Origin of the sequence: Clostridium gasigenes, assembly GCF_900104115.1 — a bacterium.
Classification (GTDB): Bacteria; Bacillota; Clostridia; order Clostridiales; family Clostridiaceae; genus Clostridium; species Clostridium gasigenes.
In genome coordinates this window covers 1-24,121 of the sequence record NZ_FNJM01000003.1, presented here as the reverse complement: position 1 = coordinate 24,121, position 24,121 = coordinate 1, and the positions used below count along the sequence as shown (strand labels likewise).

The window sequence follows — 24,121 nt, the reverse complement described above, 5'->3', positions numbered from 1 at the left end:
AGCCAGTGTAATTATTGAATTACGCTGGCTATTTTTAATAAAATCTAGGATGATTCATATTTAGATATAGACATTTTATATTTAGATATGAATCATTCTATATAATTTAAAATTGAAAAATATGTTATAATTAGATTAAATTAGATTAATTACAGAGTGGTTAAAGGAGCAACTAATGATTAGTACAAATGTTAGAAAAAGGGTAACAGAAGTAAACTATTTAAATACGGATAACACTTGGAGATATAGAAATATTATTAGAATAGCTTATATTAATTATGAAAAGATGAAGTATTGGCTATATGCTGAAGAAATATATGATGAAATAATAAATGTACAGGGTTTTAACAGCTACACATTGGATAATTTAAAAGGGGATTTAGAAGCATTAAAATCCTGGGGAAACTTTGCTGCAATTCAAGATACAAAAAGAACAACAACTATTGAAGAGTTTAAAAATAGGAAATTTAGATATCAAATTTCTTATGCAACAATAGAACTTGAAAGAACATTAATAAAGATTGAAGCTGCAAGTGATGGTATGAGAGGTTCTTTAGAAATATCCTTAATAGAAAGGTTTAGAGATACATTGAAAAAATTAGAAAAAATAGAAATTAATAATAATGGCAAAGATTTATTTAGTCTTTGGGAAATGTTAAATAGAGATTTTAAACATCTTAATGAAAATTATCAAGATTATATAAGTAAGTTTTTTAATCCTAAAACAGAGGAGTTATTAAAAACAACAGAATTTTTAATATATAAAGAGAGTTTTATAAAGTATTTAAGAGAATTTATAAAGGGAATACAAATTAACGTACCACAAATACAAAAAAGTATAGAAATATTAGAAGAAGATACAGAAAGATTAGATTTATGTATAAAAAAAATTGTTAAATATGAAAAAAATACAATAGCTTTAAATGCTGATTACAATGAAAATGCAAGGTATGAAATTAATGCGGGAAGATATATGAGTATGAAGGAATGGTTTGTAGCTATAAAAGGAAGAACTCCAATGGGAGAACAAATTTTAGAAAGTACAAACGGAATAATAAGAAAAATAACAAGATATGCTCTTCAAATAACTGAAATAAACTATGGGGGAGGAAATAGGCTAGTAGATTATAGAAAACTTGCGCAGATATTTAATAATACAAAGAATATTGAAGAGGCTCATAAACTCTCATCACTAGTATTTGGTGTTTTTAATACTCGTCATATAGTTTGTAACACAGAGAGAGAAACAGAGAGCATCAATAGTAGTATATTTGAGGAAAATCCAACAGTTGTGACTATTACGCCAAGCCGTAGAGATTATGGTAGAAAAACAGCAAGTACAGCTATAGTTAAAAATAAATCAGAAGAAAAAAATAAAAAGGGAATAGAGGTATTAGAAAAAAGAAAAAAAGAGGAAGAGTTAATAGAAAGTTATATAAAAGATAATAAATTAATTTTCAGAAATTTAGCAGGAATTTCTAAAGAAGAAAGAATAATATTTTTAACATGGTTATCTAAATCAATAAATGATAAATCAAATAGTTGGATAAGAAATGAATATGGAAAGTCATATAAAATAGTAAATTTAAAACCTAAAGATAATATAAAAATTAACTGTGAAGATGGAGATTTTACAATGCCAGATTACGAAATAGTTTTTAAATAGTTTTTTAATAGTTTTTTAATAGGAGTGAAGATGTTGGAGCTTATTGATTTAATAGAAAATTATATGATTATAAAAGAAAAAGATAGAGATTTATATTACTCTATAAAGGATAATGTAAGCTCATATAAAGATTTTATAAGTAATAACTTAGGTTATGATTTAATAATAAAAGATGAATTTATAAAACTAGAGAAAATCCCATCTTCACCAGAAAGTTGGATGGGAATTAGTGACTTTACGGATAAAAAAGAGTATATATTTTTTCTGAATATACTTATGTTCCTTGAGGATAAAAATAAAGAAGAGCAATTTATATTGTCAAACCTTACAGAGTATATAGAAAGCGCCTATGTGGATGAAAAAATTGATTGGACAGTGTTTTCAAATAGAAAATCACTTATAAAAGTAATGAAATTTTCATTAGATCTTGGATTAATTAAAAATAATGATGGGAATGAAGATGACTTTAGTAAAAGTAAGGCTGCAGAAGTTTTATATGAAAGTACAGGTATATCAAGGTACATGGTAAGGCGATTTTCTAAAGACTTAGATGAAATGGAAAATTATGAAGATTTACTTAATGAAACTTTTGGAGAATTATATAATGAAAGAGGGGTAATGAGAAAAAATAGAGTGTATAGAAAACTATTACTTTCACCAATAGTTTACAATAATATAGAAGAAGATAGTGATTATGAATATATTAAAAACTATAGAGCTCCAATTTGTAATGCATTTGAAAAAAACTTAGACTGGAATTTACATGTTCACAGAAATGGAGCAATGGTTGCACTTGGTGAATCATCGGGAGTAAATGACGTGTTTCCAAGTAAAAATGGAGATGGAGTAGTAACGCTATTTGTAAATAAAGAAATCAGAAGTTTAATAGAAGAAAAAAAATTAAATGTAACTATAGAGGACATAGTTATTATTTCAGTAGATGAATTTAAAGATTTAATAATAAATACAAGAAATAAATATGGAGATGGTTTTACTAAAGAATTTAGAGATTACAGTGAAGAAATAATAGTAAGTAAAATAAAAAAGTTTATGAAAAACTTTTCTATGATTAAAGAAGAAAAGGATAAGATTATACTATTGCCTTTAATAGCAAAAGTTATAGGGGAGTACCCAAAAGATTATAGGGAGAGGAAGAGTAATGAGTAGTAGATGGGTTGCAAATAAGTTCGGATTATTCAATTTTTGGTATTATGATGATCAAGAATATAAACTTGAAAATGGTAAGGTAATATTTAAAGGAACAAATGGAAGTGGAAAATCAGTAACAACTCAAAGCTTTATTCCTTTATTATTAGATGGAGATAAAAGACCTAACAGAATAGATCCATTTGGTACAAAATCGAGAAGAATAGAAGATTATATACTTATGGAAGATGGTGAAGAGGATAGAATTTCATATCTTTATATGGAGTTTAAAAAACCAGAATCAAAAACTTATATAACTATAGGAATTGGATTTAGAGCAAGAAAAGGGAAAAAATTAGAAAGCTGGCATTTTATATTAAAAGATGGTAGAAGAATAAATAAAGATTTTAAATTATATGAATTCTCAGGAGAAAAGATTCCATTAAATCAAAAGAAGTTTGAAAATAGATTAGGTGAAGGTAACGTATTTACCTTAAGTCAAAAAGAATATATGAATAAGGTAAATGAACATCTTTTTGGATATTCTGATATTGAAAATTATAAAGAACTATTAAATCTTTTAATAGAGCTAAGGAGCCCTAAGCTATCAAAGGATTTTAAACCAACTAAGATATATGGAATATTAAATAAATCACTAAATACCCTTTCAGAGGATGATCTTAGAGATATATCAGAAGCTATGGACAATATGGACAGCCTAAATAATAATCTAGAAGAATTAGATAAAAGTTTAAGAAGTGCGGAAAAAATTTATAATGCATTTTCAAAGTATAATAAAACAATTATATATAAAAAAGGACTAGATTATAATAGATGCAGATTAAGAGTGAAAAATGAAGCTGATAGTATTGATAAATTATATAAAGAAAATAGTGCGGCAGAAATTTTAAAAGAAGTTAGTAAAGAAGAGATTAAAGAATTAAAGTTAATATTACAGGATGCAAAGATAAAGAGAAAAGCATTAGAAAATCATAAAGGATTTAAAATATCTGAAAAATTAGTCGAATTAAAAAATGAAAATAATGAAGTTATTAATTTGTTAGAAAATAAGAAAAAAATTGAAGAGGATAAGTTAGATAAAAAAAGAAAAAATAAAGGTGAAATAGAGGGAAAAGAACTTAAAATATATAATATAGATAAGGCTATAAAGGGTTTATTAGATGATGAAGAATACTATAGAGAAAAAAGTTATTATGAGTCTATAGTAAATATTAAAAATGAAATAAGCCTTAAAGAAGATTGTAGTTTGGATTTAGTATTAGAAAATGCAAGATCTTATGAACAATTAATAGGTAGTATATATAAGCTAATTATAAAACTTAGCGAAGCTAAAAAAGAATTAGATAAAATATTTTTACTAGAACATAAAAATAAAAGAGAAGTTAAGGAACTAGATAGAAAATTAAATGAGGGCATAGAGCTGTTAACAACTTCTAAAATAGAGTATATAGAAAAAATAAATAGATATTTGGACAAGTGTAAAGAACTAAAAATAAAGGATAAGGAGCTAAATGAATTATTTAGAACTATACATAAAGTAGAAGAAATTTATGAAGCAAATAAAATAGAGTTTATTATAAAGGGACTAGCTGAAGAAAAATTAATGAAATTAAAAGATGAAAATATAAAGTTAGATAATAAAAATGAAAGTAAAGATAATGAGATAAAAGAATTAGAAAATGAAATTATAAAACTTGAAAATAATAAAGAATCTATTGAAGAAGAGGAAAATGTAAAAAATCTTAAAAAAGAGAAACTGTTAATAACTCAAAGTATAACTCATATAGAACTATCTATTTTTACAATAACAAATGAAATTGATAATTTTCCAAAAGTGAATGATATAGAAACAAGTATAACATTAATTGATGAAGCTAAAAGAAAGTTAAAAGATGGAGAAAGTTTGTTGAAAATTATAAGAGATCAATTATTTGAAAAAGAAAGAGATAAAGAAAAATTAGATAGTAGGATAATTGAAGAAGGCGAATATATTAAGATTCCTAAAAATTTAGAGGCTTTTGAAGAAGCGGTAGAGTCAATTAAATTATATATAGAAGCAATAAATAATTTAAAACATAACCATAATAATAAAAGCCATATAGAAAAAGAAATTAAAAGTACTAAAGATATTATAGAAGATATAAATTTTGATATAGATATTATTATTAGTGAAATACATGGATTAAAGGGAAAAAGAGAAAAAATAAGTGCAGAAATACAATCTTTAGAAGAAATACTTAAAAGCTTAAATTTAGGTAAGACTAAAGAAGAATTAAATAGTGTTATACACATAACCGAAAACTATCCAGATGCAATAGAGGTTTCGAGAGAATCATATATAAGAAATAAAGCTAAAATAGAGGTTATACAAAAAGATATAATTAAATCTAAGGATAAGCTTGAAAAAGAAAAAAATATATTTAAATATTATAAAAAGATTTTAAATGATGAGATATCTCTAGGGTATATTGAAGAAATAAGAGATTTAAATGAAGAAGAGGCTGCAATTAAGATTTTAGAATCTGAGGGACAAGGACTTATAGAAAAGAAAGATCGTATAGTATCTAAACTATTTGAAACTATATCACAATATGGTTCGGAATTAGTTGAATATAATTTGAAAAAGGAAGACATATTTTTAGATTATACTAAAACAGAAGATGAAGAAATAAATGAAATCTTAAGTGGTGGAATAAGAATAGATTTAATGTTTAAGATAAACAGAAGAAATATTAAGTTAATAGATTTAATAAATCATTTAGTTAGGTCAATAGAAGACCAAAAATTATTAATAAGCGATAAAGAAAGAGAAATTTTTGAAGATACGCTTATAAATACATTAAGCTCTAAAATAAGTGCTAAAATTTATAATGCTAATAAGTGGGTAAAGCAAATAAATACATTAATGAGCTCTATGGATACATCTAATGGGTTAAAGCTTGATTTAAAATGGATAGCAAAAAAATCAGAAAACATAGGGGAACTAGGTTCAAAGGAATTAACTAAGATAATAGGTAACCCACAATTTATGGATGCAGATGAAAGAGAAAAGTTATCTAATCATTTCAAGGAAAGTCTTAAAAAGGCAAAAAAGTTAGCAAATGATGAGGATATAAATAAGAGCTATCAAGCTATTATTAAGGAAGTTTTAGATTATAGAGAATGGTATGAATTTAGATTGTCATATAGTAACAATAAAAGTTCTAAATTAAATGAGTTAACAGATAATGAATTTTTCAAATTATCAGGTGGAGAAAAAGCTATGGCAATGTATATCCCATTATTTGCAGCAATAAATGCAAGATATAATGCTGCTGATAAAAAGGATTGTCCAAGAATTATAGCTTTAGATGAAGCATTTGCAGGGGTTGATGAACAAAACATAAATACTATGTTTACACTTTTAGAAGGGTTAGATTTAGATTATGTATTAAACTCTCAAGTTTTATGGGGAACATATGAAAGTGTAAAATCTCTGATTATTTATGAACTTATAAGGCAAGGGGATGATGTTATACTACCAATAAAATACAAATGGAATGGGAAAGTTAAAAGTATAGAAGGCATAGAATGAAATATCTAATACAACCACAATTTATGGGCTTAAGGCATATAAAGAAATAAAAAATTGTATTATTGAGGAAAAATATTCAGCTTATCAAGAGTTATTAATAAAAGATTATATAGATTTTATAATAATAAATATGTAAAAGATATAATTGAAAAATAATAGAAGTCATGTAGAAATACATGGCTTTATTTTTTTACTTAATTTTTGATTTAGTGGTATGTGATTAATATTTAATTAAGAATTGAGAAATAAATTTTAAAAAATTAACAAATTATAAATTTAAATGGTTTTTATTAAAGAATATTTGAATAACCTATTATATAGCAATAGATTTTCAGGGGGAGATTAACATAGAAAGTAACAAGTTTGACGCTAAATTGAACTTATTAAATAAAATACCAGAACAGTTACTATATAAGGTGGTTCCTTTATCACAAAATGAAAAGATTAATAAAGGAAATATAGAAATAGTAGTTTTGTTTGGAAACAATTTAGATAAAGTTACAAGGTCTGTTGAGGCAATAGGTGGAACATTTGAAAATTTAGGTTATGGATTTGGTATTGTTACTGTAAAGTCTGAAGATATTCGTAAAATATCAGAGCTACAAGGAGTACAGTATGTAGAGTTACCTAAGGTTTTATTTACTTCTGATCTTGAAAGTAATAAGGCTAGTTGCGTTACAAATGCTTGGGACAGGTATGGTCTTACTGGAGAGGGCGTATTAGTTGGATTTATTGATACTGGTATAGATTATACCCATCCTGCATTTAGAGATGAGAATGGAAATACAAGAATTGATTTTATTTATGATTTGGCTGAGGATAGAAAGATTTATGATAAGGCTCAAATAAATGAAGCTTTAAAAGCACCAGACCCATATGCAATTGTAAATGTAAGAGACCCACTAGATCATGGGACACATGTAGCTGGAATAGCTTGCGCAGGTGGGAACATACCTAAGCAAAATTATGGAGTAGCTTTTAAAAGTTCTATTGCAATGGTAAAGACTACTAGATACGGTTTTTTGAATTTTGCTTTAAGTACTCAGATTATGAGAGGAATAAAGTTTTTAGTAGATAAGTCAAATGAAATGAATAAACCACTTGCTATAAACATTAGTTTAAGTACTAATGATGGGGCACATAATGGTACAAGTCTTTTAGAACAATATATAGAAACTATATGTAGGCTTGAGAGAGTGGCAATAGTTATTGCAGCAGGTAATGAAGGTGACGCAGCTCACCATGTAGGTGGTGAATTAAGCGATATTAATGTGATTCCTTTAAGTGTATCTGATTCTGAAATGGCACTATCGCTTCAATTATATAAACCTCTTTTAGTTGATATATCCATTGAGATAGAAAATCCCTTAGGCGAAAAAAGTGGAGAAATAGTAATACGTAATGGATACAGAGAACTTAACATAGGTGTTGATAAATGTCTTATTTATAATACAGGGCCTAAGCCCTTTGACATAAATGGTGAAATATCTATAAGTCTTTTGCCTGGATTACAGTACTTACCAAGTGGTGAATGGAAAGTAACTTTAAAAGTTCTTAATAAATATAGGGGAATATATGATATATGGCTTCCTATTACAGAAGCAATTAATGAAAAAACAAGGTTTCTTAAACCTGATGTATATAATACCTTAGGAATACCAGCTACAGTACAAAGCGCAATTTCAGTGGGTAGTTATAATAATATGACAAATACTTTTTCCTCATTTTCAGGAAGGGGGAAGATCTATAGAACTTCCTTTGAAAAACCAGATATAGTAGCTCCAGGAGAAGATATATTATCAACAGTCTCAAATAGGGGGTTTGATACTAAAACAGGAACTTCAATGGCATCGCCTAATGTAGCAGGAATATGTGCATTACTTCTAGAGTGGGGAATAGTTAAGGGGAATGATCCTTTCCTTTATGGAGAGCGACTTAAGTATTATCTTTCAAAAGGTGCAAAAAGAGATAGGTTAGAGATACCCTATCCAGATCCTAGATGGGGATATGGAACTGTTTGTGCATATGATTCATTAAATTTACTACAATTAGCTAATGTTAGAGGTCAAAGTAGATTAGAAGAAAATATGACAGATGAGGAGTTTTTTACATTAATAGATACGGTATTTAGTCCTATAGAATATATAGGAGATATTGCCGGTGCTGTAAGTAAAATTCCAAATGCCCGTATTTTTATTGCAGATAAAACTCGTGCAATATTAGCAGTTAGGGGAGATGTACAGGAAGTAATTGATAAACTTTTTGATGTAATTGTTTATGTAAATCCTAGTGGATTGTATACTTTGTGTGATATTTCACCAGTGGAGGCCTCTGGGGCAACCACATTTCATAACAGTACTTACTTACCATTGGATGGACTAGGAGTTACGGTAGGTATAATTGACACTGGTATAGACTATTTAAATGAGGAGTTTATTAATGAAGATAACACATCAAGAATTTTAACTATTTGGGATCAAACTATTCCTAGTGCAAAAAGACGAGAAGATTTGTTTGGAGGCAGTGAGTATACTAGGGAAGAAATAAATAGTGCTATTAAAGCTAAGATGGATGGACAGGATCCTTATGCAATAATACCATCAAAGGATGAAGTAGGGCATGGTACTAGTATGGCAGGAATTGTAGGGGCCAGAGGTGTAAATCCTGAAGTTATAGGAGTAGCACCAAGATGCAATTTTGCTATTGTAAAGTTAGGACCTAGACCAGAGGTTTTAAATGATTATTTCGGTGTTTATGGCGATGCACCTACCTTCTCAACTTCGGTTGTATTTTTAGGTATTAAGTATTTATACGATTTAGCACGCAGGTTAAAAATACCTATGGTAATACTGGTACCCTTAGGTGCAAGTAGAGGTGGTCGAAACGGACTATCACTTACTGAGAGATATATAGATGAAATTTCAAGAGCTGTAGGAATAACTGTAGTTGTGCCAATAGGGAATGAAGGAGATTCAGATAATCATTCCTCTGGAACCATGGTTAACGAAGATGATACTCAGAATATTGAACTTAAAATAGATAAAAACCAAAAAAATATAAATTTTGAAATATGGATTAGTAAACCAGATAAATTTGCACTATCAATTATTTCTCCTTCTGGAGAAATAATTGATAGGATACCACCTAGCGTTAATAAAATAACAGAAATTAAATTTATATATGAAGGTACTATAATATATGTAGAATACTTTATACCCGAAGTATTAACTGGTGATGAGAAAATTACAATTAATGCTAGAAATATAAAGGAAGGAATATGGATATTTAAGCTTATAGGAGAATTGGTCGTAACAGGCAGGTATGATGCTTATTTAATTCAAAGAGATTTACTAGCTCCTGGTACAAGATTTTTAAATCCAGATCCATATGTAACACTAACTATTCCAGCATCCTCCTCATATGCTATATCTGTTGGATATTATAATCAAAATAATAATTCTAATGTAAGAGAATCAAGTAGAGGATATACAAGAGATAATAGAGTTAAACCAGATGTAGTAGCAGGCGGAGTAAATGCTTTAGTGACTGCGGTAGGCTCTGGAACACAAGTTGTCAGTGGGTCTAGTGTGGCAGCTGCGGTTGTAGCTGGATGCTCAGCACTTATATTTCAGTGGGGAATTATTGATGGAAATGACACAAGTTTATATTCCACAAAAGTTAAAACCTATTTGATAGGAGGAACATCAAAAAGGGAAGGTGACATATATCCTAATCCACAGTGGGGATATGGAGCAGTTGATATGAAGGGTGTCTTTAATAATATTAGATTAAAACCATCTAAGGGTAGAAGTGATTGGAGATTAGAAGAAAATGTAGAAAATATTCCAGGCGCGGAGGTTTTTGAAATACCGAAAAATATTTCTGCAACAATAGAATATCAAGGAGATATTGAAAGCGCTATAAAAAAAGTTCCAAATGCCCGTGTTTTTATTATTGATGAAAAGCGTGCAATAGTAGTAGCTGAAGAAAATCTACAGGAAGTACTTGATAAACTTTCTGATGTAATTGTTCAGGTAATTCCGGATCTTACAGATAAAGAGTTTGTTGTATTACCAGAGAGTACTTTTGCTACAATAGAATATCAAAAAGATATTGTGAGCGCTGTAAAAGAAATTGCAAATGCCCGTGTTGTTATTGTTGATAAAAAGCGCGCAATATTAGTAGTTATAGGAAGTATACAGGATATACAGGAAGTACTTGATAAACTTTCTGATGTAATTATTTATGCAGTTCCTACTGTATTGCATACGTTATGTGATATTTCACCATTAGATGCATCGGGAGCAAGTACGTTTCATAATAGTATTTACCTGCCACTAGACGGATTGGGAGTTACTGTAGGAATAGTTGATAGTGGAATAGATTATTTAAATGAGGAGTTTATTAATGAGGATGGTACCTCAAGAATTTTATCTATTTGGGATGAGGAGATTAGTACAGGTAAAAGCCCAGAAGGACAGTTCGGAGGTAGTGAGTACACTAGAGAAGAAATAAATAACGCAATTAAAGCTAAAAGTGAGGGGAAGGATCCTTATGAGATAGTACCATCGAAGGATATAATTGGACATGGTACTAGTATGGCATCGGTTATAGGAGCGAGAGGTGCAAAGCCAGAAGTTATAGGAGTAGCACCAAAATGTAATTTTGCTATTGTAAAGTTAATATCTGCACCATTAACAGTAAGAGATGATTTTGGGATGTACGGAAATGTAACTACTTATTCAACTTCAGCTGTATTTTCAGGTATTAAGTATTTATACGATTTAGCACGCAGGTTAAAAATACCTATGGTAATTCTTGTACCTCTAGGTTCAAATATGGGTCCCCATAATGGATTATCCTTTATTGAGAGATATATAGACGAGATTTCAAAGGTAAGTGGAATAACTGTAGTTGTGCCAATCGGAAATCAAGGCGATTCAGATACTCATACCTCTGGAACCATAGCTAAGGTAGGAAATACTATGGATATTGAGCTTAAAATAGATGAGAATCAAAAAAATATAAAATTTGAAATATGGGTTAGTAAACCGGATAAATTTGCACTATCAATTATTTCTCCTTCTGGAGAAATAATACAAAGAATACCATCTACAACTGAAAAAATAACAGAAATTAAATTTCTATATGAAAGCACTATAATATATGTACAATACTTTATGCCAGAAGTATCAACAGGTGAGGAACTAATTACAATTAAAGCTAGAAATATAAAGGAAGGAATTTGGGTATTTAAGCTTATAGGAGAATTGGTTATAACAGGAAGGTATGATGCTTATTTAATTCAAAGAGAATTACTAGCTCCTGGCACAAGATTTTTAAGACCAGATCCGTATGTAACCTTAACTATTCCATCATCATCATCATATGCTATATCTGTTGGATATTATAATCAAAATAATAATTCTAATGTAATAGAATCAGGTAGAGGATATACAAGAGATGATAGAGTTAAACCAGATGTAGTAGCAGGAGGAGTAAATGCCTTAGTAACTACGGTAGGTTCTGGAACACAAGTTATCAGCGGATCTAGTGTAGCGGCGGCAGTGGTAGCTGGATGCTGTGCACTTATATTTCAGTGGGGAATTATTGAGGGAAATGATACAAGTTTATATTCCACAAAAGTTAAAACTTATTTGATAGGAGGGACATCAAAAAGGGAAGGTGACATATATCCAAATCCACAGTGGGGATATGGAGCAGTTGATATGAAGGGTGTCTTTAATAATATTAGATTAAAAACTAATGAGCTTAGTGAACACGATATATTTATGAAAAAATCAATAGATGAAAATGAATATTATGTTGGTAATTTATTCATAAGATTACCTATAGGATACTTAAAAATATTTAATTGAAGGAGGGACTGATATAAAAAATAATAAAATTAATATAAAACCATCTAATGGGAGACAGGATTGGAGATTAGAAGAGAATATAAAAAAAATTCCGGAGACGGAGGCTTTTGAAATACCTCAAAATATTTCTGCGACTATAGAATATAAAGGAGATATTAGAAATGCTATAAAACAAGTTCCAAATGCCCGTGTTTTTATTATTGATGAAAAGCGTGCAATAGTAGTAGCTGAAGAAAATCTACAGGAAGCACTTGGTAAACTTTCTGATGTAATTGTTCAGGTAATTCCAAACCTTACAGATGAAGAGTTTGTTGTATTACCAGAGAGTACTTTTGCTACAATAGAATATCAAAAAGATATTGTGAGCGCTGTAAAAGAAATTCCCAATGTCCGTGTTGTTATTGTTGATAAAAAGCGTGCAATATTAATAATTGTAGGAAGTATACAGGATATACAGGAAGTACTTGATAAACTTTCTGATGTAATTATTTATGCAGTCCCTACTGCATTACATACATTATGTGATATTTCACCATTAGATGCATCGGGAGCAAATACATTTCATAACAGTATTTATCTGCCACTAGATGGATTGGGTGTTACTGTAGGAATAGTTGATACTGGCATAGATTATTTAAATGAAGAGTTTATTAATGAAGATGGTACATCAAGAATTTTATCTATTTGGGATCAAGCGATTAGTAGTAAAAAAGTTATAGAAGGACAGTTCGGAGGCAGCGAGTATACTAGAGAAGAAATAAATAACGCAATTAAAGCTAAGAATGATGGGCAGGATCCTTATAAAATAGTACCCTCAAAGGATGAAATTGGACATGGTACTAGTATGGCATCAGTTATAGGAGCAAGAGGTACAAACCCAGAAGTTATAGGCGTAGCACCAAAATGTAATTTTGCTATTGTAAAGTTATACTCTACACCATTAACAGTAATAGATGATTTTGGGGTGTACGGAAATGAAACTACTTATTCAACTTCAATTGTATTTTCAGGTATTAAGTATTTATATGATTTAGCCCGCAGGTTAAAAATACCAATGATAATACTTGTACCTCTAGGTTCAAATATGGGCGGTCATAATGGATTATCCTTTATTGCGAGATATATAGACGAGATTTCAAAGGTAAGTGGAATAACTGTAGTTGTTCCAACAGGAAATCAAGGAGATTCAGATACTCATACTTCTGGAACAATAGCTAAGGTAGGAAATACTATGGATATTGAGCTTAAAATAGATGAAAATCAAAAAAATATAAAATTTGAAATATGGGTTAGTAAACCAGATAAATTTGCACTGTCAATTGTCTCACCTTCTGGAGAAATAATTCAAAGAATACCACCTACAACTGATAAAATAACAGAAATTAAATTTCTATATGAAAGCACTATAATATATGTACAATACTCTATGCCGGAAGTGTCAACAGGTGACGAGCTAATTACAATTAAAGCTAGAAATATAAAGGAAGGAATTTGGGTGTTTAAGCTTATAGGAGAATTGGTTGTAACAGGTAGGTATGATGCTTATTTAATTCAAAGAGAATTACTAGCTCCGGGTACAAGATTTTTAAAACCAGATCCGTATGTAACATTAACTATTCCATCATCATCAGCATATGCTATATCTGTTGGATATTATAATCAAAATAATAATTCTAATGTAAGAGAATCAGGTAGAGGATATACAAGAGATGATAGAGTTAAACCAGATGTAGTAGCAGGAGGAGTAAATGCTTTAGTAACTACGGTAGGTTCTGGAACACAAGTTGTTAGTGGATCTAGTGTAGCAGCGGCAGTGGTAGCTGGATGCTGTGCACTTATATTTCAGTGGGGAATTATTGATGGAAATGACACAAGTTTATATTCAACAAAAGTTAAAACATATTTAATAGGAGGGACATCAAAAAGGGAAGGTGACATATATCCAAATCCACAGTGGGGATATGGAGCAGTTGATATGAAGGGTGTCTTTAATAATATTAGATTAAAATCTAATATTATTAGCAGTGTGAATGATATATTTATTAAAAAACCAATAGATAAGAATGAATATTATGTGGGGAATTTATTCATAAGATTACCTATATGATGGGGGTGTTAGTATAAAAAATAATAATATTAATATAAAAGATCATAGACAGGTTACAGAGGATATTTTAATAGATGAAAATGCAAGTTATGCAATAATAGAATACACTGGAGATATTGTTAGTGCTATAAGTAAATTAACAAATGCAACGGTGTTTGTACTTGATGAAAACCGTGCATTGTTATCAGTTGTAGATATGGATATAGATGAGGTAGTTAGTAAATTTCCTGATGTAATTATTTATAAAAATCCTGTAGGGATCTATACATTGACTTATACTTCACCAGTTGCGGCATCTGGAGCTGAGCAGTTTCATAACAATCTTTACTTACCCTTAGATGGAGAAGGAGTTATTGTAGGTATAGTTGATACTGGAATAGATTATTTAAATGAGGAGTTCATTAATCCAGAGGGTACCTCAAGAATTTTATCAATTTGGGATCAAACTATTAATACGGGGAAAAGGCCTGATGGGCAGCCTATAGGAAGTGAGTATACTAGAGATGATATAAATAATGCAATTAACGCTAAGAATCAGGGTGCTGATCCATATGATATAGTGCCTTCAAGGGATGAAATAGGGCATGGTACAAATATGGCAGGAATTGTAGGTGGTAGAGGTGTACGAACGGAATTTGTAGGAACAGCACCAAAATGTGATTTCGCTGTTGTAAAGCTACTTCCTGCAAGTAAGAGAGTTAGAGAGGAATTCTATGTATATGGAAATACACCTACTTATTCAAGTGTTGCAATATATTTAGGAATAAAGTATCTATATGAGCTTGCACTTAAGTTAGAAAAACCAATCGTAATATTAATACCATTAGGTTACGGTATGGGGTCTCATGATGGATTGGCACTTAATGAAAGATATATAGATGAAATTTCAAGAATCAGAGGAATAGCTGTTGTTGTACCAAATGGAAATGAAGGAGATTCAGATACTCATACATCGGGATTAGTAGCTAAAGAAGGTGACGTTGGTAACATTGAGCTTATAGTAGATAATAATCAAAAAAATTTAAGATTTGAAATATGGATTTCTAAACCAGATAAATTAACATTATCAATTACATCTCCTTCTGGAGAAATAATTGATAGAATACCTCCTAGAAACAAAGCAGTCACAGAGATTAATTTTATATATGAAAAAACTAAAATGTTTATTCAATACCTTAAACCAGAAGAAATAACAGGTGATGAAAAAATTACAATTGTAGCTACAAATATAACTGGAGGTATATGGAACTTTAAGATTGTAGGAGAACTTGTATCTGTAGGTATATATAATGCGTATCTACCACAGCAGGAAATACTTGCGCCTAACACAAAATTTTTAAGGCCCGATCCAAACGGAACATTAATGATTCCATCAACATCAAGATATGCTATATCCGTTGGGTTTTATGATCAAACAAATAATGCTATTGAAGTACAATCGGGTAGAGGATATACAAGAGATGGTAGAATAAAACCAGAAATAGTAGCTGGAGGAGTTAATGCATTAACAACATCAGTAGGTGGGGGACCTGAAATTATTACTGGGTCAAGTGTGGCGGCAGCAGTAGTAGCCGGGTGCTGCGCACTTATATTTCAGTGGGGAATTATTGATGGTAAGGATAAAGGTATGTATTCAATAAAACTTAAAACATATCTAATAAGAGGAGCACAAAAAAGGCAAGGAGATGAGTATCCTAATCCACAGTGGGGGTTTGGATCCATAAGTATGAAGGGTGTTTTTGATAATATTAGAGGATTAGGAGAACAAGAAAGTAGAGAAACTCCCCCAAAAATTAATTATTTTTTTGATATGAATAATAGGAGTGACTTAATTGAATATAAGGGAGATATAGTTAATGCTTTAAAGAGGTTTCCAAATACGGATGTATATATAATAGATGAAAAACGTGCAGTAATAACAGTACCATATGAGATTTATAGTGATGTGTTAAGGCTAACGCCTGAAATAGTCTATGCAGATCCAAATGCACCTTTTACAACTTGTGATATTTCACCAGTAGAAGCATCGGGAGCCACCGTATTTCATAATAATGTTTATTTACCATTAGATGGGTCAGGGGTAATTGTAGGTATAATTGATACAGGAATAGATTACTTAAATGAAGAGTTTATAAATGAGGATGGAACTTCTAGAATTTTAGTAATTGTAGATAGAACTATTGAAGAGAGAATTATTGAAGGGAAGCTAATAGAATCGCAGGGTCCTATAGGAATTGTATATACACAGGAGGATATAAATAGGGCAATAGAAGCCAAGAAAAATGGTGGAGATCCTTATGTAATTGTACCCTCTAAGGATGAAATAGGTCATGGAACAAATATGGCGGGAATAGTAGCAGCAAGAGGAGCTAACCCTGATATCGTAGGAGTAGCTCCTAGGTGTAACTTAGCTATAATAAAGCTTAGCCCTGTAAATGAGGCTTTTAGAAAATATTATGGAATTTATGGAAGTCAGAGTGCATACCAAAAATCAGGGATATTACTTGGTATAAGACATCTGTATAATTTGGCAGTTCAGCTAAAGAAACCTATTGTAATATATATTCCACTGGGTTCCAATACGGGTCCTCACAATGGAGACGCATTTATTGAAAAGTATATAAGTGAAATTTCTAGATATAATGGGGTAGCAGTTGTTGTTCCCACTGGCAATCAAGGAAATACAGATACCCATACTTCAGGAATAATAGAAAATAAGGGAGACACAGCTACTATAGAGATTGAGATAGGAAGAAATCAGAAGGATATACGTATTGAAATATGGATTTCAAAGCCAGATAAAGTAGCTTTATCAATAACCTCTCCTACAGGTGAAGTTATTAGGAAAATATCTCCAAAACTTAAATCAATCACAGATATTACTTTTGTTTATGAGGAAACTAAAATGACAATAGAATATTTTATACCTGAGGAATTAAGTGGAGATCAAAAAATAATTATATCTGCAAGAAATATTAAAGAAGGTATATGGCAATTTGAACTTATAGGTGAGTTGATTATAGTGGGAAAATATGATGCGTGGATAATACAAAGAGAACTTTTAGCACCAAATACAAAATTTCTAAGTTCTACTTCAAATACTACATTAACTAATCCAGGAACTTCCAATGGGGCAATCACTGTAGCATTTTATAATCAAAATAATAACTCAATTGTTCCTGAATCTGGAAAGGGATATACAAGGGATAATAGGATTAAGCCGGATATTGCAGCTGGTGGAATTAATGCTATTACAACTGCTGCAAATGGAGGAACTCAAATTGTTAGTGGTTCAAGTGTAGCAGGGGCTGTGACAGCGGGAGCCTGTGCGCTATTATTTCAATGGGGGATTATTGATGGTAATGATACCACAATGTATGCTACAAAAGTGAAAACTTATTTGATAAGAGGTGCAAGCAAAAGAGCAGGTGATATTTATCCTAATCCGCAGTGGGGATATGGTATGCTAAATATAAAAGGTATATTTGATAATATTAGAGGCTTAGAAAATAAGGAAAGCAGACAAGTTCCTATAAATAAAAAAGTAAACTATTTCTTGAAAGAAAGTAATATGAACATCATGCTTGAATATAGGGGAGATATAGTTAATGCGATAAAGAAGTTCCCAGACTCGGATGTATATGTAATAGATGAAAGACGTGCAGTTATAACAATTCCATATGAACTAGTAAATAAAGTGTTAAATACAACTCCTGAAATAGTTTATGCAGATCCAGGATCAGCCCTTACATTATGTGATATATCTCCGGTAGTAGCATCAGAGGCACCTCTATTTTATAATAATGAATATTTACCTTTGGATGGCTCAGGTGTAATTGTAGGTATAATTGATACAGGAATAGATTATTTAAATGAAGAATTTATAAATAAGGATGGAACTTCTCGGATTATATCAATTTATGACCAAAATATTGAAGGTGATACTCTACCTTCAGAAATTTTAGCAGGTAGTATATACACACAAGAAGATATAAATAAGGCTATACAAGCAAAGAGGAATGGTGAGGACCCCTATGCAATTGTACCATCTAAAGATGAAATAGGCCACGGAACAAATATGGCAGGAATTATAGGTGCAAGAGGTGCTAATCCAGAACTTATAGGAGTAGCTCCAAACTGTAGTATAGCAGTTGTAAAGATGAGACCTGGTAATAAGGCTTTTAGAGATTTTTATGCACTTTATGGAGATGAAGTATCATATAAAAATACAGCTTTATTTTTAGCTCAGAGATATTTATATATGTTAGCATCTAAATTAAATAAGCCTATTGTAATATATAGTGGAACAGGGACAAACAATGGTTCACATACTGGAGAATCATTTACTGAAAGGTATTCAGATGAAATTACCTCATTTATTGGAGTAGCGGTAGTTTATCCAACGGGTAATCAAGGAAATACTGCCACTCATACTTCTGGAACAATAAAAAAGACAGGAGATATGAGTATTATAGAACTTAAGATAGGAGAAAATCAGAAGGATATACGTATTGAAATATGGATTTCTAAGCCGGATAAAGTATCACTAACAATAACTTCTCCTACAGGCGAGGTTATTAAGAGAATACCTCCAAAGCTTAAGGAAATTACAGATATTACTTTTGTGTATGAAGAAACTAGAATGACAATAGAATATTTTATACCAGAGGAAATAAGTGGAGACCAAAAAATAGTTATTACTGCGAGAAATATTAGAGATGGTATATGGCAATTTAAGCTTATAGGAGAGTTAATTGTAGTAGGAAAATATGATTCTTGGATATCACAAAGAGAACTTTTAGCACCCGGTACAAGATTTCTTAGACCTAATCCGTATACTACATTGACTCTCCCAGGAACCGCTATTAATGCAATAACTGTAGCATATTATAATCAAAATAATAACTCAATTATGCCACAGTCTGGAAGGGGATATACAAGAAATGATATGGTTAAGCCTGATATTGCAGCTGGTGGCATTAATGCTAAGACAACAGCAGTAGGAGGAACCACTAAAATTATTAGTGGTTCAAGTGTAGCCGGAGCTGTTGTGGCAGGAGCATGTGCACTACTTTTTCAATGGGGAATTATTGATGGTAATGATCCCACTATGTATGCTACAAAATTAAAAACGTATTTAATAAGAGGTGCTGAAAAACGACCAGGAGACGTATATCCTAATCCACAGTGGGGATATGGAATGCTTAATTTGAAAGGTGTTTTTGATAATGTTAGAGGGGGAAAAAATAATAAATATACTGATGATGATAGAATGATAGAAAGCCCAATGAATGAATATTATGTAGGGAATTTATTTATAAGGTTACCTGAGGATTTTTAAATTATTTATTAAAATATATGAAAATTCTCATATTATATTATAGGTTAAATATAACAAAAGACTTAGATACCAAATAAAAGGTAGTTAAGTCTTTTTGTTATAGAGGAATTTTGGAATAACATTTTTAATATATAAATTATTATTGACAAATAATTATAGTAATAATATTATGGTACTATGTAAAACATAATACCTATAAAAATAACTAACTATCATATTTTATAAAGTAAGTATATTTTTTAGAAAAGCTATTATGTATTGCATAGTAAGGAGGCTAATATGCAAAATAAATCACAATTGTTAAAAGGAGTACTCGAAGGCTGCATTTTAAAAATAGTTAAGCATAAGGGTGAAACTTATGGATATGAAGTTGTTACAGAGATTAGAAACTTTGGTTTTGGCAAATGTACAGAAGGCACTATTTATCCACTTCTTACTAGATTAGAAAAACGAAAAAGTCTGAAGTCTGAGAAAAAAGAATCTCCTTTTGGACCACAGAGAAAATATTATTCACTTACACAGCAGGGAGAAGAAGAACTTAGTGAATTTGAAAATACATGGATTGAGTTCAAGTATTTTGTAGATGGTATTTTAAAAAATTATAAAGGGGTGTAAATGATGAGTAAGACTAGTAAAGAAATAAAAAATAATTATAAGAATATGATGAAGATAGATGATAAATATGAGGATTTAGTAACAAATATTGTATGTTATATTAGAGTGGAGTTAACGGCTTATGATGCTGAAGAAGCAATAAATGATATTAATGAAATACTTCTAGGGGCGCAGGATAGAGGCGAAAATTTATTTGAGATTATAGGTGATTATAAGGAGTTTTGTAAAGAAGTTATAGCCTCCTACAAGGATAGTGTAAAGAATTATAAGCTTAAAATGCTTATAGACCACATTCCAAATATGATTTATGCAATAGTGTTCTTTTTTGCATTAGATATAGTAATTTTAGTTTTAAGTAGTAAGCCAAATGAATTAAGTGATTTAATCAATATAAAATATACAATCACACTAGCACCAATTATGAATAGCATAATAGCTTTAATAGTTGCAATTGGGGTTTTAAAGTTTATTGCTAAAAGTTCAAGTGAAAAGGTTGATAATAAAAAATCAGCAATACTATTTTTCATTGCGTATGTTTTAATAACCATATCTTTTGTGATAATAGGGTTATTAGGAAGAAAAGTTCAATTAATAACTTTAGATAATATTTCAATTCCTATAATAATAGCATTTCTAATTGTAATAGTTTCTTTAGTAAGTATGGTTAAAATACCATTAGATGCAACAAGAGGAATGAAAAAAAGTAGAAATAGAAGAGGCATAAATAATTAAATTTATGCTTCAAGGTTATTATTGTTACGTTAATATATTTTAATTTTAATAGAGACATACTATAATAGTTGCTCTGTTTGATTGGGCTTCTTATAAACATCTTTTTTATTTAAATAGCCACTGTCTATAAGAATTTTATCTAGATTATACTTATTTACAATTACTGGTGACATAAGTATTGCAGGTACATTAATTTTACCGTTATATACAGTATTATTTATATCTATAGCTTCCCCATTAGCAATTTTTATTGCAGCATCTATAGCCGCCTTACCTAATTGTCTAGTGTCTTTAAATACTGTAATTGGTTGAGTTCCTTCAACTATTCTTTGCGCCGCTGCTAATTCTGCATCTTGTCCTGTTATGGGAACCTTACCTGCTAAACCTTTTTCTGACAATGCTTCAATTGCAGCTCCTGCTATGGCATCATTTGGTGCTAATATCGCATCAATTTTATTGTTATTAGCAATTAAAGAATCCCTTACTATAATAAAAGCATTTTTGGGGTCCCAGTTATCTACTGCTTGATCTGTAACTATTTTTATATCTCCTTTATTAACTAAGGGGTTTATATATTTCATTGCACCTTCTTTTAACAACTTAGCATTATTATCATCAGCATCTCCTGACAGAATAATATAGTTCCCTTTTGGAGCATTCTCAATAAGGAATCTTCCTTGAAGCTCTCCGACCCTTAGACTATCAAAAGTTATAAATAAATCTATATCACTGTTTTTTATAAGTCTATCATAGGATATTACCTTGATTCCCGCTTTGTGGGCCTTTTCAACCATATCTGCTGCAGCATCCGAATCTGTAGGTGCCAAAATCAATACATCTATTCCGTCTAATATTAGTTCATCTACTTGTGAAGCTTGCTGTGCTAAATCAGTATCAGAAACCTTAATATTTACAGGAATCCCTTTTCCTTGTGAATATCCTTCCATAACGTCCCTATCCCTAACCCAGCGTTCTTCTCTTTGAGTAGGTAAAGATATACCAATTACTATATCCTTTCTATTTGCAAAATAAATATTACCATTACGTTGTTGTAATATTACTGTTTCTTTAATATAGAAAATATCTTCTTTATCATAACAAATTGGTACCAAAAAAGCATCTGGTATTGATAGATACATATTTACCTCCAAATTACTTATTATCTATAATTAACTTATTCCTATTTTATGCACATGTTACCATTTACTTCATATTATAATATTTTTATTTTTATAATCTATTTTAATTGTCTTTAAGATATAATAAAGAAAGAAGAGATTGAACTTGAAAAATATGTTTAAATATATAAAAAGCATTGAAAGGAGTAATTATGAAGGGGATTTTTAAAGAGCTTAAAGTTAAGAACCTAATATTTAGAAATAGAATAGTTATGGCACCTATGTGTATGTACTGTGCAGATAGTGAAGGTTATGCAAATGATTTTCATGAAATTCATTATACAGCTAGGGCAATAGGCGGAGTAGGCGCTATTATTATTGAAGCTACAGGCGTAGAAACAAGAGGTAGAATTTCTAATAGAGATCTTGGTATATGGGATGATTCTCATATAGAAGGTTTAAGAAAAATATCAGATAGTATAAAGAAATATGGAGCAGTTTCAGGAATTCAACTTGGGCATGCAGGTAGAAAGTGCTCTGTTTTAAGTGAAGATGTTATTGGACCATCTGCAATTCATTTCAATGAAGAAGAAAAAACTTTAAAAACACCAAGGGAAATGACAAAGAAAGATATTGCAGAAGTTGCAGAAAAATTTAAAAATGCAGCTAAAAGGGCAGATGATGCAGGATTTGATTTTATAGAAATACATGGGGCTCATGGATATTTAATATCAGAATTCTTATCACCATTATCTAATAAAAGAAATGATGAATATGGTGGAAATATTGAAAATAGAGTAAGATTCTTAAAAGAAGTTATTCTAAAAGTAAAAGAAGTTTGGCCAAATGATAAAGCTATAATGCTTAGAGTTTCAGCAGAAGATTATGAAAAGGGTGGAAACACAAAAGAAGATATGGCTAAAATTATTTTGTTAGTTAAAGATTTAGGTATAGATATAGTAGATATAAGTACTGGAGCCGTGGTGCCAGCAAAAATAAATATTTACCCAGGTTATCAAATACCAGCAGGGGAATATATAAAAAATAATGCTAATATAAAAGTTATAGTAGGTGGACTTATAACTACAGGTAATGAAGGAACAGAAATTATTGAAAGTAAAAGGGGAGATTTAGTTTATATAGGAAGAGAACTATTAAGAGATCCAAATTGGGTTCTAAACCAAGCTAAAAATACTGGTATAAAATTAGAATATTTACCTAAGCAATATGAAAGAGGTTTTTAAATAACCCTGTAAAAGTTTATCATTTAGAAAGATTAGTTAAACAAGAAATATATATGAATTGAGAGGTGATAGTCTTGGAAAAATGGGAATATGTAAGTATTAAAGTTGAAACTAAAGGATTTCAAGGTGGCATATTAGAAATAGAGGATTTTGACAGTAAAATTAATAAGCTTGGAGAAGAAGGATGGGAATTGGTATCGTGTTTTTCAACTAATAAGGGATATGGTGAAAGTAGAGAAATAATATCAGTTTTTAAGAGAAGAAAATAACTAGTCAAGGATTTAACATCTTCAATATAAAGCAATTAAACTGCAATATAGCTGAAAATAAAGTGGTCCCTATGTCAAGGACAGTTAGAAAAAAACGCCTAAAAAATGAATTGGAATATTTTTTATGGAAGATGTATGACAAGAAAGCACTGGTATTATACCGTTTGTAGGTATTTACCAGTGCTTTAAATTATATTAATATATAAAATTAGTTTAGCTAGATTTTAATCGGATATTCACCGGTTTCTAGATATTCGTAGTATTTATTTGGTGATAGCTTGGCCAAATTCCATTGATATCTATTGTTATTGTAATAATCAATATAATTATCAGTTTCTTGTTTCAGTAGATTAAATGTGTTGCATTTTCCAAGGTGAATTTCATCTTTCATATGTCCGAAGAAGGATTC

The 24,121-nt window shown here is 30.2% G+C and carries 12 protein-coding genes; 10 read left to right on the top strand and 2 right to left on the bottom strand.

What is annotated here, in order from left to right; translation table 11 throughout:
* The first annotated feature begins 175 nt into the window (after positions 1-175).
* The 8 genes from BLS77_RS07525 to BLS77_RS07490 all read left to right on the top strand — a co-directional run bounded on the left by BLS77_RS07525 (position 176) and on the right by BLS77_RS07490 (position 21,081).
* A complete protein-coding gene (locus tag BLS77_RS07525; RefSeq protein WP_089967641.1) occupies positions 176-1,666 on the top strand; it encodes a TIGR02677 family protein in 1,491 nt (496 codons plus the stop codon).
* Positions 1,667-1,696: 30 nt separating this feature from the next.
* Complete coding sequence (locus tag BLS77_RS07520) at positions 1,697-2,833, top strand: TIGR02678 family protein (protein ID WP_089967638.1); 1,137 nt, start codon at positions 1,697-1,699, stop codon at positions 2,831-2,833.
* A complete protein-coding gene (locus tag BLS77_RS07515; RefSeq protein WP_089967635.1) occupies positions 2,826-6,407 on the top strand; it encodes an SbcC/MukB-like Walker B domain-containing protein in 3,582 nt (1,193 codons plus the stop codon). The genes BLS77_RS07520 and BLS77_RS07515 overlap by 8 nt, the downstream gene beginning before the upstream one ends.
* 347 nt (positions 6,408-6,754) lie before the next feature.
* Complete coding sequence (locus BLS77_RS07510; protein ID WP_278336655.1) at positions 6,755-12,286, top strand: S8 family serine peptidase; 5,532 nt, start codon at positions 6,755-6,757, stop codon at positions 12,284-12,286.
* Between the two features lie 361 nt (positions 12,287-12,647).
* Positions 12,648-14,393, top strand: coding sequence for a S8 family peptidase (locus BLS77_RS07505; protein ID WP_089967628.1), 1,746 nt, complete (start codon positions 12,648-12,650; stop codon positions 14,391-14,393).
* A 151-nt stretch (positions 14,394-14,544) separates the two neighbouring features.
* Positions 14,545-19,734 (top strand): S8 family peptidase, encoded by a 5,190-nt coding sequence (locus BLS77_RS07500; protein ID WP_139164829.1) that lies wholly within the window; start codon positions 14,545-14,547, stop codon positions 19,732-19,734.
* Between the two features lie 279 nt (positions 19,735-20,013).
* Entirely contained in the window at positions 20,014-20,349 is a 336-nt protein-coding gene (locus tag BLS77_RS07495) for a PadR family transcriptional regulator (protein WP_089967625.1), read from the top strand.
* Between the two features lie 3 nt (positions 20,350-20,352).
* Positions 20,353-21,081 (top strand): hypothetical protein, encoded by a 729-nt coding sequence (locus BLS77_RS07490; protein ID WP_139164828.1) that lies wholly within the window; start codon positions 20,353-20,355, stop codon positions 21,079-21,081.
* Positions 21,082-21,140: 59 nt separating this feature from the next.
* Here BLS77_RS07490 and BLS77_RS07485 read toward each other — a convergent pair whose 3' ends face one another.
* On the bottom strand, positions 21,141-22,220 hold the full coding sequence (locus BLS77_RS07485; RefSeq protein ID WP_089967621.1) for a sugar ABC transporter substrate-binding protein: 1,080 nt from the start codon (positions 22,218-22,220) through the stop codon (positions 21,141-21,143).
* A gap of 191 nt (positions 22,221-22,411) precedes the next feature.
* Here BLS77_RS07485 and namA point away from each other — a divergent pair, with 191 nt between their 5' ends.
* A complete protein-coding gene (gene namA, locus BLS77_RS07480; protein WP_089967619.1) occupies positions 22,412-23,443 on the top strand; it encodes an NADPH dehydrogenase NamA in 1,032 nt (343 codons plus the stop codon).
* Between the two features lie 65 nt (positions 23,444-23,508).
* Positions 23,509-23,712 (top strand): DUF4177 domain-containing protein, encoded by a 204-nt coding sequence (locus BLS77_RS07475; RefSeq protein WP_242873960.1) that lies wholly within the window; start codon positions 23,509-23,511, stop codon positions 23,710-23,712.
* 217 nt (positions 23,713-23,929) lie between these two features.
* Here the strand turns inward: BLS77_RS07475 and BLS77_RS07470 are convergent.
* The coding region (locus BLS77_RS07470) for an IS3 family transposase (protein ID WP_139164827.1) at positions 23,930-24,121 on the bottom strand (192 nt) is incomplete at its 5' end.